Raw genomic sequence first — 14,000 nt, 5'->3', positions numbered from 1 at the left:
AGATATCCATTTTTTCAAGTAGGCGTACGAATCCTATACGCTCCCTAGAGGACCTCATTCTAAACAAAATTTTCCCATTCATTATAAAATCCAGTTGAGCAAAGAATTTCCTCAACTGGATTTTAAATTATACTATTTTCATATTACGCCAGATTCTAAGATTGAAAAGGAAACCTTCTCGCAATCAATCTCTGCTAAAGCGCCATAGGGCAGACAGATCTTCGGCTCCGTATGACCAAAGTTCATATTATATAGAACTGGCATATCTTCTTTATTGAATTCCTTCATTACCTTTTTTATTACCTCTTTATATTCTTCATAGTATACTTCGTCTTGAGGTTTGGCAAAAATGAGTCCTTTGATCTTTTCTAGAATCCCTGTGATCCCATAATTCCTTAAAGCGCATTCAACGAACCAAAGCTGAGGCTTTTCCTCTGAGGTTTCTAAAAATAGAATGGTATCTTCAAAGTCCTCTAGCTCGGGGAAAATTTCAGTCCCTCTCAGCATATAAAAAACTTCTATACATCCTCCAATGAGACGACCTTGCACCGTTCCTTTTCCCTGTATCAACTCATACCCTTGATTCTTCTTGTATTTTCTTCGAATCTCCTTATTCTTTTCCTCCCACGATAGAAATTCACTTGTCCACATCTCTGCAGGTCCGATTTCTCCAATCGGTTCAGCGCTGAATAAAGTCTTTTGGATATATTCTACAGTATAGGCATCCATGGACACATTTTCTGCAAAGTCCATGAATAGGGTAGGACCATAGATGCTGGATACTCCTGCCTTATGACAGATCAAATGGGTCGTTGTCGTATCCGAATATCCCATGAAAATCTTTGGATTTTTATGAATAACATCAAAATCTATATATGGCAGCATCCTTACGCTATCAATTCCTCCAATACAGGCAATGATCCCTTTGATGGAATCGTCTTCAAATGCCTTCATTAAGTCCTCTGCCCTCTTTTCCGGATGGTTATATACGTATTCTGTTCCTGCCAAGGTATGCGGCATTTCTACAACTTCCAGTCCAAACACCTTTTCCAATCGCTCTTTTCCTTGCCTATAGCGCCATTGAAGATCTGGGTCTCCTGCGCCACCCCAAGATAGACTTACCAGTGCAACTTTATCTCCGACCTTTAACTTCTTAGGCTTCTTTAGTTCTTTCATATGTACGCCTCACTTTCTTCCACTCTAAATTAATTTCTTATACATGATGATGTGGGGTCCAATGGGTGGATAATCGAAAACCTCCCCATGCGGTTTAAACCCCAGCTTACTGTAATATTCCTGCACACCAGTTCTCCCTTTGCACCATAGAAATTGAATACCCTGTTCCTTTAGTATTTCTTCTCCGTAGGCTACGATCTTTCTCCCCGCATTAAGCTTTCGATAGTCCTCCAGAGTTGCCATTGCCCTCAATCGGTACTGCTTTTCTAAAGAGAAATCAGGATGATTCTCTATACAAAAAGATACGATACTGATCAGCTTTCCTTCATAAAAGCCGCCCACATGGAAAGCACCCTCGTATAAATCCGTATCATACTTACAATCCGCTAAGCTTTGGTGCGGTCGTAAGATTTTATGGCGAATATCATAGGTCATTTCTGCATCGATAGTTCGAACTTCCAACATGGTATTGCCCTCCATTCCATAGTAAAATTATACTTTACAGATTAATTGTTTTTTTACCCAAAATATTACGCTCATTTAGATCAATTTCAAGATCGTTGATTTTAATCGTATGATCATTCACCCACTGAATTTTAGGTTCGCTGAGTCTGTCCGTATAAATAACCCTGCTTTTCTTTACGATTCCGCCATATAGCCTTTCTGCCCTTACCTCAATAGCACCTCCTAAAGCCCCCTGATCCTGTACAATAACAGCGGCATTATACCTTTTATCCGGTGATATTTCATTCGATAATACATATGTTCTAGCAAAACCATGGCGAATAAAAACACATAGGCAGAAGAATAAACATACAGCAATATATGCAATCCATGAAATCAACTTCAATATCATCGGGGATTTTTTTGACGCTAAAATAGGAAATATAAATAATAGTGGAAATCCTATGATAGAGTTTCTAAGTATGATTATAAATAATATTAAAGATAAAATTGTCAAAGCCCAATGGCTGATTCTAACTTGATTTTCTTTTTTTATACCGTACAGGATATAGAACGAAGTCAGGATATAGAACATATAAAAGATATTCTGAACCACAGGAGAGATAAAAGAGTAACCAATGAGATCCATAAGAATAATCATTAAAATCCCTCCTATGCCTATGAACTTGAGATGTTTTTTGATAGAACTCCCCTCCGATTTCTTCATTACAATAGATTATTGAATAATTACTGCTATGTTACCGAGTCCATTAATATAATTCCTTATGAAATAAAAAATCCCTCCAGCATAAAAGTTTTTACACAAATGTGCTCTTGTTTTTGATAATTCCTTACATTACTGGTATAATATACTTAGAATTTCATCACATGGAACAATGAATGTAGTCGTTGATAATTTTAGTCCTTAAGCTTACTATATGATATAAACTGTAAAGATAAAAAAGTATGGTTAGAGGGTGTACAGTGTGATAAAAGTAAAGTATTTTTTATTAGGACTAATAATTTTAATCCTATGCTTCCCCACAATTGGGTGTAAAAAATTAAGTCATCCCATTAATAAAATAGAGGCGACTCCTGCTGAAATGAACTACGCTCATGACAATTCCGACAAAATCCATTTACAGAAAGATATCCTAGACATTGATCAACCTGAAATAGCGGAGTATTTAAGCTATGATTCGTCTAGGGAGACGAAATTTCTTTATATTGCTCACCTAAAGATTTTCAAGGAATTTGGGACAGAAAATGAAGGCTTTGTACTGCTCTATCCTGGCGAAAACATATTGAATTTTCGTATAACCAAAACAACAGGAACTATTACAGGCGCAGTTGATGGACCTTTTATTTCTTTCGATTTAGATTTAAGTAGGAATACCATCCTCCGTAAAGAATCTATTTCTGCACCCCATTATGGAGCCTATGAAAGACCAGAATTTGCAGAGCACAGCAATAAAGTGATCGAAATAACCGATGAGAGAATGATTGAAATTGGAAACTATTTTTATGAATTAATGGCTCGTTTTGAAGATATAATACAAAACCCAAAATAGCTTTTTAGCTCATTAAAGGAGGGGACAACATGTCCGAAAAAACCAATGCTAAAAGATATCTTACCAGTACTAAAAGAATTAAATTTAATATATTTGGAGGAGTGGGCACCCTATGCCTCGGACTTCTATATTTAAATATAATTTCTAAATGGCAGATTCCAGGAATCTTCTATCTTTTAACGCTTTCAATCTCTATACCGATTTTATTTCTCTCCTCTGACCCTAGCCGTTATAATGTCATAGAAGTAGACGATCATGGTATTCGATTCATACCCATCTACAATAAAGAAGATTATATTTCTTTTGAATGGCAATATATAAAAGTATGTATTGCTGGTAAATTAGGCTTAAGCAATGGGCTGATTCCCTATGTCGGTAAGGGGCTAGAGATTCACTATCTTTATGGTACGGGAGTAAATAAAAGTATCGTTTCCTATCGATATCCCCTAGGCCATATCGCTGATTACGATGGACTCTTAGAGGACATTCAACATCGATGTACCCAATATCATATTTCATTTGAGGAAATAGAGTGATGCCTTTCTCTGTGTTCATTCCCATCACTGCCTTTTTCCTAATTTTAATACAGAATATTTTAAGTAATAATTTCCTTAGCATCCACAGGTAAATCCTTTACACACCGAAGATATTTTATCATTTTTAAATCATCTTCTTCTGGATAGGAAAAATCAAAAGCTGTGGCAACATCTCTTCCTAATATGCGGAATAACTGGCATGCTACGAAGATCGCCTCCCATATATGATCATAATTGCTATCTGCATATGTTTTTTCGTACATTTTCCAATACTCCTTAGGCAAGTATTTCTTGAAATATTTATTCATAGCACCAAGTGATACTTGAAAATCATACGCTATCCCAATCCACCAAGAAATCATATACTCTAGATTCGTTCTAACAATACACTCAAACATGTACTTAGAATAAGGCAACTGATCACGCCATATCCCTTTCGCAACATTTTGTAGACACCACCAAAAATCGTTGGTGCAACTGATAAAATGACCTTCTGTAGGCCTTTTAATATAATAACCCCGTTCTGTAGGTAAAGGAATATCCGGTAAACAATGATCTTTATCCAATAGTGGAACTGTCAATTTATCCTTCAAATAATTTTTCATCATATATTCTTTTGTTTCAATTTGTAAATCGATGCGGTTTCCATCGACAAAGAGCATCAAATAGGCGTAGGACTGACTAAAGTCTACCTTCATACCGATCGCTTTATCCAGCCGATCGGGCTCTTGAACCATTATGAATTCGCCAAAAATATTAATCCATTGACGATCTTCAATAAAGGATTCTGTTTCTGTTACAACGTAAACGATGTCATAATCCTGGAAAATATCCTTAGGAACATTCGGATTCGTTCTTGAACCATTCATGTACACAGCTCTTATTCTTTCATCGTCTTTAGCTATTCATAAAATAAGGTCCAACATTTCTTTTTCACTTCTCATGGTTGTTCACCTCATCCCAATCTCCTCGATATAATATTTTTTCAGTATAGTTAGATAATATTCTTGAATACCCTCCTTCCTAATTTTCTAGTGCTTTCGTAAAGTATAATCAATTATCTCTGCCTTGCTAAAATCTTCTATAAGCTTGTTACTAATCTCCTTAACCGTTAAGTTTCCTTCATTTACCTTTCTGCATTTAAATCTACTGAATAATATGATCTAAAACATCATACAAATCATCAGTTTTTATATATACATTTGCTTTGCCAACTAATTTGCTCGAATAATTAATGGCTATGGATTTCCCACTTTTTTCAAACACCTTTATGTCAGATGCACTATCTCCAATGGAAGCAACCTGGTCTAAATCTATGTTGTTTTCATCACAGAAAGAGATTAAACGATCTAATTTTCCATCATCACCTAGATGTTTTAATATCTTTCCAGTAAAAACGTCATTCTTAGTTTCATATATACTTCCACATATCTTATCAAATTTAAAGATTTTCCCCAAAACCTGTGCTACTTGTACGGGTCCGGCAGTTACTAAGATAGATAAAATGTTATTACTTTTCAGTTCTTGTAATACTTTTTCAATATTATCTATTAGTTTTATATGGTCTTTGAATCTATCTTCTACGCTTTGAACTGGCAGTCCAGCAATAAGCTTTGACTTTATGTAATCTGCATCTATCCAAGAAATCTCGTCATTTCCTTCTCTTTCCTCAATTTCTTTTACTTCTTCTCTTCTTCCATTTAAAATACATAGATACTCCACAGAGTTCGTATTCGTAATTAAGGTGCCATCCATATCAAAGCAAACTACCTTAAATTTTTTCAAAGTTTATCCTCCTACCCACAATAAATAAACCTAAGATATTCTCCTGTTTTCATACCCGTATACAATAAAAGTAAAGGCAATTTTCAAGCTTCATCCTTATTTTGCAACTGGTCCTTTTATATATTTTTTATTGCTTCTAAGGTTCTTATCTATCTACTAAATATTCTACAACGGGATAAGATATCACATTTCTATATTTATAAATTGAGGTAATGGCATCATTGTCCGTGCTTAAAACACCTTGTTGCAATATTACAGATTTAAATCCTCTTTCACCAGCGCCATTGTAGGTGGACAAAACACAATATTCTGCTGCAAATCCTGAAATTATAAGGAAATCAATTCCGTTCTCTAATAAAATCTGCTCCAACTGTGTTTTCCAAAAAGCATTGGAGTTTTCTTTCGTAATTTTTAGGTCCTTATCCATCACTTCAATTTCTGGTATAAAATCATAGTTCTGTTGATTTGACGCTTCCATTCCCTCTATATCCTGAATATGAATTACAACATGGTCTTTGGAACGAAGTAAATCTGCGGTATAATTAATATACTCACAAGTTTTATCTATCATTTTCTTTTCGACCTGATTTCTTAGAAAAATCTCCTGCATATCAATAATTAAAAAACCTATTTTCATTCAATCTACTCCTTAAAATTTATTTGAAATTACTTAGCTTCAATATACACCACTTTAATCAGTAGGCTGTGTATCTTTAAATATCATTCAAGCTCCATTTATTGAAAGTCTCTTACTAGCACCCCTATTTAATATTGTTCTTCAGTAAAGAAAACATGATTAAATTTTGATAAACCTCTCTAAAAAACGCGTATTCTTCTAATAACCCCTCTTGTTTAAATCCTAGATTCATTAGACATTTTATAGAAGCTTCATTTTCAGGGTATACGACTGCCTCGATCCTATTCAAATTCATAAACTCATAACCGTAGTTTATAATTACTTTTAGAGCCTCTTTTATATATCCCTTTCCCCATGCATCGATGGATAATTCATAGCCAATCTCTGCCCTGGAGTGTCTTTTATTCCAATTGTGATAACCACAGGTCCCAATCTGTCTATTTTCTTCCCTAAGAAAAATGCTCCACCTTATGCCTCTACCACTTCTAAAATTATCGTTAAATATTTCAATTAAATTTTCTGCTTCTCCAAGAGAATTCATTGGAAATTGACCATAATACTTCATAATTTCTTCATTAGAAAAAATACTAAAAATAGACATTGCATCTTCAACTTTAATTTCCTTTAATATTAATCTATCCGTTTCTATTATAGGAAAATCTAAACCATTCCTATCTGTCATTTACAAAACTCCTTTGTGCCTAGAATTATTGTTCTATTCCTCATTAAGTTTTCTTTAACTTCTATACTGCAACCTTCTGAATTATGATTTCAGAGGCTAACATATTATCAGCCTCTGAGATTAAATTATATTGGCTCACCGAAAGATACTGAACGCTGTTTCATTGCCATACTGAATTTACCTCTTAACTCATTCAGCCACTTAGGCTCATTCAACCAAATCTCTTCTGATGAAGATAACATTCTTAAATATGCATATAGGTTTGAAAATCTTTTAAATATAGGCATATACGATAGCATCTCATCAGAAACATTAAATTCTTGCCTATATCCCTCTATAAAATTTTCCTTCATAATAGTGTATCCCTCAGAATCTATCTCGCTTTCTATACTGTCCAGTGCCTTCTGTATATCCATGGCATACCAGTGGTACATGGCATCATCGAAATCAATTACACTTAAAGTATCTGTATCCTGATCATAAAACACATTATCTAGTTCAAAATCATAGTGTATTAATCCAAAATTTTGATTGTTTTTAGGTAATTCCTCTAATGCTTTCCTTATGGTATCAACCTCTTGCTTCGCTAGAATTTCATCAGGAAATTTTATTAACTCCTTTTCAATCCAAGTTAAAACATCTTCATATGACCAATGTGAATAGTTTTGTGGCTGATACTCTGAAGATAACTTATGTAATTTACCTAAATATGTACCATACTTTCTACATATTTCCTCTGTATACTCTATCTCCTCAAGTGACCTACCAGAAACCTTTTCAAAAACAACTGCAAAATAATCTCCCCAAGGGGTTGTTACTTCTTCGAGCTTTCTATTATGCTTTGAAGCTACAATACACAATGCAGCATAATCCTTCGTTTTCAAATAATCAATAAATTCTAATTCTGCTACTAAATTATTCCTATCCTTCTCTGTTGTTGGAGAAAACCTCAAAAACCTTACTTTTTCGTTATATCGAAAAGGATAAACTGCATTGGCCGATATTCTATAGAAGTCAAATAATTTAATCGAATCTAAATCATAATCCCAATTTTTTAAAATCATTTCTGCTAAATCTCTATTATCAAAAAGATATTTTAGTTTTAACATGTTATTCTACCTCTTTCCTTAATTTTAAGTTGATATTAAGACAGTAAAATAACATCAGGTCATATTCAAAAACTTATATTAACTGAGGTTTAAGTTTTTTACTGTTCCTCTAAATTAAAATCCCTCTATTCTGTATTAATCGACGGTTCATGTCGCTCACTCCTTTCAGAATCATCCTCTTACAGATATTTCATGTACTAATTCTAATGCAATGAATATTTACCCTAAAAGTCTTTTTCTTTAAATTTATTGATAATATCATTGGCTTCCAAGATAAATCTACCTACATCTTCTGGTGTATGAGCATCGGAAGCCGTAACGATTTCAACGCCATTTTCCAAAAGTATTTTCAACAGCTTACGGTTCGTTCCCAACTCTTCATGGTTATAGTTAATGAATAAACCGTTATTAAATTCTACCTGAACCTTATGATCTTTAAGTGCTAAGGCTAGTTTTTTATAAACATCATCTAATGCTATTGATGAATAGTAGTTAAAGCATTTAATTGAATCTGGATGAGCAAGTACATCAAATATTCCAGATTTTACGAGCTGAATCATCAGCCCATAGTACCGCATATAAATATGATCGATATCCTTCTTGTGCCAACTCTCTTTATTTTCTGGATTATCAAACCCCCATCCATCAACCCAATGGATGGAGCCAGTTAAAAAGTCCCAATGAAAATTGGATACACATTCTTCTATTTCCTTTTCCTTGTCAGGGAAATAACAAATCTCCAGTCCAAAATTAATCTCTATCGGAAAATCCATCTTCCTCATCTCATTGATAAAGTTTTTATATTCCCATAGTTTTATTTTAGTTTTCCGCTCCAACCATTCTTTTTGACATTCTCCATCATCCACATCTTTAGAAATACATTCATAGATATTCTGAAACTCATCAAAACGATGTGAATGCTCAAGTAAATGCAGTTTAGTAATTCCTCGTTCTTGAGCATATCTCACAAACTCCATGAGCCATTCTTCTGTATACGCCCCTCGTTCTAAATGTACATGCATATCTATCATGTGGATCCTCTCCTTTTTATAATTCTATCAAGTATGCTTTGGCTTTAATTCTTACATTTCCCAATGGACGATCACCTTTTTCATCAATAGAAAAATTCACTTCATTTAGTCCAATAATTTCTAGCTTTAATCCTAATCTATTCCCTTGTCCAACTTGTAGATATATGTCCTTCTATTGAATGCAAAATCCATTCGCCCTCTTCATTTTGTATAAATATGTTCTTTCTACTGAATCCAGAAGCATATCCAGATATTTTCTCATTACGACTTTCATCAACAACTAATTCTACCCTATCAAAATAGGAATGCTCTTTGCTATATCTACTTTCTCTGAGATAGGCTCGTTTAATAAACACACCTTTATCGTGGATGGTTGGTATATATTTACCTTCTGTGAACACGACATAGCCTTCATTATCTTTAATTTCCTTAGAATCATTTTCTTCTTTATCGTATTTAAAAGTTGCTATATTTTCATATATCATGTCACACATATAACTTTGATCCATAAAGCTGAAGTCATATAGATTAAAGAATTCTTCCTTTGAAGATATTTTTATATTGGGTCTTGTTTCGTAATCAGAACTTGTCATATCATGAACAGGTTGCCATGCTCTTTTCATAATGATTTCAGCTTCTTGAATATTAAAGTCTGTGGTTGTGACTTTTATTGGTTTAATCCTTCTGCTGCATCCAGTTAATATCATGACTAGAAGCAAACACATACAAAATATTTTTCTAATTGGATTCACCTCCTGATTTACCCTCATTTCTTCCCTTTGTCAATACACTCCTATTTCTTCTTTTTCCTAATAATCCCTGCTACGATTACACAATTAATTCAAAATTTTTAACATACTTTTATATCCTATTCAAATTGGTCTGCAACATACTGATTTAAATTTTATAGTTTGTAGGCAACAAAAAAACAGGCTCAAAATCTCCTGTTTTAATGGTTCTGCTCTATTATTCACTTTATAGAATAGATTCATCTCTATATGCTTCTCTCAACATTTTAATTTCTTCTCCATGTCCCTCTAAATCATTTGGCGTCTCTAGAAAAAATGGTAAGTGTCTCAGCTTAGGGTGATTGATTATTCTTACGATCCCTTCCTCACCAATATAACCTTCGCCGATTTTAGCATGGCGATCTTTATGACTTGCAAAGGGGTTTTTACTATCATTGAGATGAATTGCATACAATTTATCTAGGCCAATGATTCTATCAAACTCCTGGATAACACCATCTAAATCTTGAACGATATCGTAGCCAGCATCGTATACGTGGCAGGTATCCAGACAAACGCCAACCTTATTTGAAAGTTTAATTCCATCTATAATTTGTTTTAGCTCCTCAAAGTTCTTACCGATTTCTGTCCCCTTACCAGACATTGTTTCAAGAAGTACGGTCGTTGTCTGGTCTGGTTTTAATACATCATTGAGGCTATTGACAATATATTCGATCCCAACCTCTACGCCTTGCTTTAGATGGTTTCCTGGATGAAAGTTATAAAAGTTATTTGGCAAATACTCCATCCTTGCCAAATCATCGACTAAAACCTCCATTGCAAATTCTCTGGTTCGCTCATCGGCAGAGCAGGGATTTAAGGTATAGGGTGCATGGGCAAGGATCTTAGCGAATTTATTTTCTTCCATTAACTGTAGCAAGCCCTCCACATCCTTTAAATCCATTGCTTTCGCTTTACTTCCTCTGGGATTGCGCGTGAAAAACTGAAAGGTATTTGCATTGATGGAAATAGCATCCTTTCCCATTGCTTTATATCCCTTTGATGACGATAAATGACAGCCTATATTTAACATAATAATTTCCTCCATTAAGTTTTACAACGTTGCTTATTTTAAAATTTCCTACCGCCACCGCCGTGGGTTCTACCACTGGAAGATTTATGAACGGTACTTCTTCCCGATGTGGATGGTTTAGAGCTATTGTTCTTAGGTTGCGGCTTCGGTATCACCCTATGAGTTACAAAGGTATTGACCAATCGGTCTTGATTGGAAGTGAAGCGAACAATACTATTATTTTTATATGAATACTGATTACTATTACTCTTTCCCTTATATTTCGATCTTACAGAAAAGTAAAAAATACTTCCCGTTGCTAGCCCACCGATTAAGCTGATGATAACATCCATCTCGGTTATTCTATTTGGAACCTTTATCTTTTCTACCTCATTGTATTGATCCGATGGAATCCCCTTCTCAAGAAACATCTCGGCTCCATTTAAAAATTCCATAGCGGCGCCGTAATAATTACCTTGACTCAGTCCATACTCAAAGACTCGATCTAGTATGGCCTCCACTCTTTCATCCGTTAGATATTTAATTCCTATGCCTGATGTAGATATATAGGCTTCTCTATGATCCATATCGATTAGGAATAAGAGTCCATCATAGTTTTCACCTACACCAAATCCACCGTAATCAAAGTAATCGTCTGCGTATGCTCTTGTAGATTTTCCATTGGCATCATTTGTGGTCACAACAACGATATCCATGTTGTATTGGTCCGACAGTTCATTTGCCTTCGTATCTAAATCTATTTTTTCCTCTGTACTGAACAGTAGTGCATCATCAAAGACTAGTGGCTTCTGCCCACTTACAGTAATGGGATAGAAAGCAAAGATACAAATTACGATCAATAAGCAAATCCCCTTCGGTTTTTGCAGCATCTTTACCATATAAATCGCCCTCCTAATAAAAGAGCTATGGATGTAATTCCAGAAATTACACCAAATGTCGTTAACACTCTTGATCTACTCAGTGGAAGTTCTCCAAAGGATTTACCAGTTTGGCCATTCACCGCGTATACATAGGTCTTCCCTCGGTATCGATAGGTCAGTATCCATGCTGGAAGAAGGGTATAATGCCATTCTCTGATAGAAACATCCACATTATTTCTTATATTATGCACATGTTGATATCCATTTACGCTTTCTTTGATCAAAGACTTGGAATATCTGTCCACTTGATTTTTCATCATAGGAAAAACCCGGTCCTTCGCAATGTCGTACTGCTCTGCAAAAAATCCAGAAAGATATGGCATGGAAAAAGCTTTCACCTGACTCGTGTTGTACGGTGCAATGCCATTCAATAGGTTTTTATCAATCTTAGAAAAAGCGACTTCCTCCACATTATTTAAGTTGATTTGTCCTTCTCTAAGGATTTCATATTTCTTTGTTTCCGTATATTCTCTTCCCATGCTTCTCCATACGCGGATATTTCTACCCTCTCCTACGTAATGAACATCTGCAGTGCAATCCGCCCACCAATAGGGAAGATACACACCTGTTATCTTCTCCAACTGAGAGTTGCTGGTAAAATCTCTCGGTATAAAGCGTTTATTTTGAGCCCATGATAAGAAGATTTGTTTCGCCTTTTCCTTATCTACGGAAAAAGGAATCAGCTTATTGGGTTTAAATTCTCCCGATAGCCTAGAGGATATAATCACTGGATTGTGACAGTAGTAACAGAAGGTAGCGGTAGTGGTTTCATCTGTAACGACCTCTGCACCACAGCTATTACAATGGTATGCGTTTACGCTCTGGAGTGTATCTTCGCTGTTGTTCTCCACCTTATTCTGTAGCTCTTCTTCCAAGAACTCACTTAAGCAATAATCACAGTGGAATTTTCCACGGGCCGGTTTAAAATGGATACCAGCACCACAACTTGGACATTTATAACTTTTCGTCGTCATTTATTCATCCCCTAATTCACATTCTACACTACATTCTATTTAAAACTTGTTGCCACATTCTGGGCAGAACTTCGGCGTATCGCCAGTAGGCTTATATCCACAATTGGAGCATTGGGAAGGAGCTGGTCTCTTTGTTCCACATTCAGCACAGAAGTTGCCAGCGTTTTTCGCCCCACATTCCGTACAGAACCAAGACTTTCCTTCTGACTTTGCACTGTCAACTCTTTGCGAGCTGGACGCTTCTCTTCTGCGCTCTTCCTGCTGTCTTTCCACTTGTCGTTGATTGGCTGAGGATGCGGCATCCATAAAGCCACCAGCATTTTGCATGCCGATGCCCATACCCATAAATGCCTGTGTGCTGCCACCTTGATTGGATCCAGCAGATTCTATTCCTCTAGCAATGGAGCCTTGAACATAGCCCTCTCTTACAGATGGATCACCCAGCATAGCTCCTTTATTCCTCATATTGATTAATTCCTTAGATTCATCATCATAAGAGATATTTGAAATACCCACCGCTTGTATTTCCATTCCTCTCGTTTTCTTCCACTCTTCATCCAAGATGTTGGCCATATACTTGCTCAGTTCTCCACCCCTGGATGCCACGTGGGAAATACGGATGCCATCTACGGACATTTGATTCATGGCTGCCTGCAGTGCTTCCAGAAACTCTGATAAATATTGTTCATTGATATCTTGGATCTCTACTCGATCTTTATTTCTTGGAACCGCTTCCGTAAAAAATAACAGTGGATCTGTTATTTTGATAGAATAGGTACCAAAGGTTCTTAAAAATAATTCGGCATTATAGAAATTATCAAAGTAGTTTAAAGGGTTCGGTGTTCCAAACTTAATTCCTTTGATCTCTTGAAGATTAATATAGTAAACCCTTTGCGTTGTCGGTGTAACGCCACCGAATTTTATACGGTTAAAGGTCTCTTTTAAAGAATCTTTAAAACTTCCATTAAATAAAGATGGCAGGGAAGAATTATCCACCTTATAGTAGCCTTCCTCCGCAGTATAGTCTACGACTTTACCGCCATCTACTAAAATCATAAATTGATTTGGATAAACATGGATAATGGATTCATTGGAAACGGTATCCGCTGTTCCTCTCTTATTGGAGCCTCTTCTATCATCCTTTCGAACAGCTACACCCGATGTAAAAACTGTATTGTCACCCATATCGTCTGGTTCTATGACCTCTAGCCACTGATCTGCTAAAGATCCACCCACTGCACTGCTAATTGCTTTAATTAATCCCATGGAAACCACTCCTTTTCTTATAATCGCTATCTTTTTACTTTATATCTA

The 14,000-nt window shown here is 35.5% G+C and carries 16 protein-coding genes; 2 read left to right on the top strand and 14 right to left on the bottom strand.

What is annotated here, in order from left to right:
• Positions 1-138: 138 nt before the first annotated feature.
• From CLOS_RS01825 to CLOS_RS01815, 3 genes are read right to left on the bottom strand one after another with little or no spacing between them, the layout of a single operon-like run.
• Positions 139-1,176 (bottom strand): S66 family peptidase, encoded by a 1,038-nt coding sequence (locus CLOS_RS01825; RefSeq protein WP_012158226.1) that lies wholly within the window; start codon positions 1,174-1,176, stop codon positions 139-141.
• Positions 1,177-1,200: 24 nt separating this feature from the next.
• A complete protein-coding gene (locus CLOS_RS01820) occupies positions 1,201-1,641 on the bottom strand; it encodes a GNAT family N-acetyltransferase (RefSeq protein ID WP_012158225.1) in 441 nt (146 codons plus the stop codon).
• A 34-nt stretch (positions 1,642-1,675) separates the two neighbouring features.
• Complete coding sequence (locus CLOS_RS01815; protein ID WP_012158224.1) at positions 1,676-2,281, bottom strand: DUF5412 family protein; 606 nt, start codon at positions 2,279-2,281, stop codon at positions 1,676-1,678.
• Positions 2,282-2,606: 325 nt separating this feature from the next.
• Between CLOS_RS01815 and CLOS_RS01810 the strand changes: the two genes are divergently transcribed.
• Both CLOS_RS01810 and CLOS_RS01805 read left to right on the top strand, forming a co-directional pair.
• A complete protein-coding gene (locus CLOS_RS01810; RefSeq protein ID WP_012158223.1) occupies positions 2,607-3,191 on the top strand; it encodes a hypothetical protein in 585 nt (194 codons plus the stop codon).
• Between the two features lie 29 nt (positions 3,192-3,220).
• A complete protein-coding gene (locus CLOS_RS01805; RefSeq protein WP_012158222.1) occupies positions 3,221-3,727 on the top strand; it encodes a hypothetical protein in 507 nt (168 codons plus the stop codon).
• Positions 3,728-3,786: 59 nt separating this feature from the next.
• Here CLOS_RS01805 and CLOS_RS01800 read toward each other — a convergent pair whose 3' ends face one another.
• The 11 genes from CLOS_RS01800 to CLOS_RS01750 form a co-directional block, all read right to left on the bottom strand.
• The gene (locus CLOS_RS01800; protein WP_278183754.1) at positions 3,787-4,632 is read right to left on the bottom strand and encodes an aminoglycoside 6-adenylyltransferase; all 846 of its coding nucleotides are present in this window, start codon (positions 4,630-4,632) and stop codon (positions 3,787-3,789) included.
• Between the two features lie 241 nt (positions 4,633-4,873).
• Positions 4,874-5,512: an HAD family hydrolase gene (locus CLOS_RS01795; RefSeq protein WP_012158220.1), complete on the bottom strand. Its 639-nt coding sequence runs from the start codon at positions 5,510-5,512 to the stop codon at positions 4,874-4,876.
• A gap of 145 nt (positions 5,513-5,657) precedes the next feature.
• Positions 5,658-6,149 (bottom strand): cysteine hydrolase family protein, encoded by a 492-nt coding sequence (locus tag CLOS_RS01790; protein WP_012158219.1) that lies wholly within the window; start codon positions 6,147-6,149, stop codon positions 5,658-5,660.
• Positions 6,150-6,273: 124 nt separating this feature from the next.
• Positions 6,274-6,831: a GNAT family N-acetyltransferase gene (locus CLOS_RS01785; protein WP_012158218.1), complete on the bottom strand. Its 558-nt coding sequence runs from the start codon at positions 6,829-6,831 to the stop codon at positions 6,274-6,276.
• A 125-nt stretch (positions 6,832-6,956) separates the two neighbouring features.
• Positions 6,957-7,940, bottom strand: coding sequence for a phosphotransferase enzyme family protein (locus CLOS_RS01780; protein ID WP_012158217.1), 984 nt, complete (start codon positions 7,938-7,940; stop codon positions 6,957-6,959).
• A gap of 224 nt (positions 7,941-8,164) precedes the next feature.
• Positions 8,165-8,971, bottom strand: coding sequence for a PHP-associated domain-containing protein (locus tag CLOS_RS01775; RefSeq protein WP_012158216.1), 807 nt, complete (start codon positions 8,969-8,971; stop codon positions 8,165-8,167).
• Between the two features lie 137 nt (positions 8,972-9,108).
• Positions 9,109-9,741, bottom strand: coding sequence for a hypothetical protein (locus CLOS_RS01770; RefSeq protein ID WP_012158215.1), 633 nt, complete (start codon positions 9,739-9,741; stop codon positions 9,109-9,111).
• A gap of 205 nt (positions 9,742-9,946) precedes the next feature.
• The gene (locus CLOS_RS01765; RefSeq protein ID WP_012158214.1) at positions 9,947-10,792 is read right to left on the bottom strand and encodes a deoxyribonuclease IV; all 846 of its coding nucleotides are present in this window, start codon (positions 10,790-10,792) and stop codon (positions 9,947-9,949) included.
• Positions 10,793-10,830: 38 nt separating this feature from the next.
• Entirely contained in the window at positions 10,831-11,670 is an 840-nt protein-coding gene (locus CLOS_RS01760; RefSeq protein ID WP_012158213.1) for a TPM domain-containing protein, read from the bottom strand.
• A complete protein-coding gene (locus CLOS_RS01755; protein ID WP_012158212.1) occupies positions 11,664-12,686 on the bottom strand; it encodes a zinc ribbon domain-containing protein in 1,023 nt (340 codons plus the stop codon). Before CLOS_RS01755 ends, CLOS_RS01760 begins: the two co-directional genes overlap by 7 nt.
• 39 nt (positions 12,687-12,725) lie before the next feature.
• The gene (locus CLOS_RS01750; protein ID WP_012158211.1) at positions 12,726-13,952 is read right to left on the bottom strand and encodes an SPFH domain-containing protein; all 1,227 of its coding nucleotides are present in this window, start codon (positions 13,950-13,952) and stop codon (positions 12,726-12,728) included.
• Positions 13,953-14,000 lie beyond the last annotated feature (48 nt).

It is taken from the genome of Alkaliphilus oremlandii OhILAs, from assembly GCF_000018325.1.
GTDB lineage: Bacteria > Bacillota > Clostridia > Peptostreptococcales > Natronincolaceae > Alkaliphilus_B > Alkaliphilus_B oremlandii.
Note: the sequence above shows the minus strand (reverse complement) of the source record. Positions and strands in the feature narration are given on the sequence as shown.